General features: G+C 63.9%; 1 pseudogene. It reads right to left on the bottom strand.

Annotated elements, in window-relative coordinates:
* Nucleotides 1-238, bottom strand: a pseudogene (locus C469_RS17390) (hypothetical protein); the annotation flags it as partial.
* Nucleotides 239-294 lie beyond the last annotated feature (56 nt).

Below are 294 nucleotides of genomic sequence, written 5' to 3'. Positions count from 1 at the left end.
CTCCAATCACGTCCAGCACCTCGTCTGTATCGTGCCGACCGACGAGCGACGAGCCGGGGATAGACCGCCGCCACGTCCCGACTGCGACGTTTCGACCGGGGTCGAAGGCATACGCCTCGTACACTTCCCCCTCTGCCTTCTGGTGCGGATACAGCGGCCCCCACTCAACCTGAGTCTCTGCGAACGTGTCCGGCGAGAGCGACCAGCACGCCATAGGTTCGTCGTTGTTCGCGTTCACCTGTACGATTCGGACGCGAGGCGGGTCGGGGAGGAGGTCGTTGATTTTCCCCGTGG

This window comes from Halorubrum lipolyticum DSM 21995 (genome assembly GCF_000337375.1).
Lineage (GTDB): Archaea > Halobacteriota > Halobacteria > Halobacteriales > Haloferacaceae > Halorubrum > Halorubrum lipolyticum.
The sequence above is the reverse complement of the archived record's forward strand: the minus strand, read 5'-3'. Positions and strand labels throughout refer to the sequence as shown.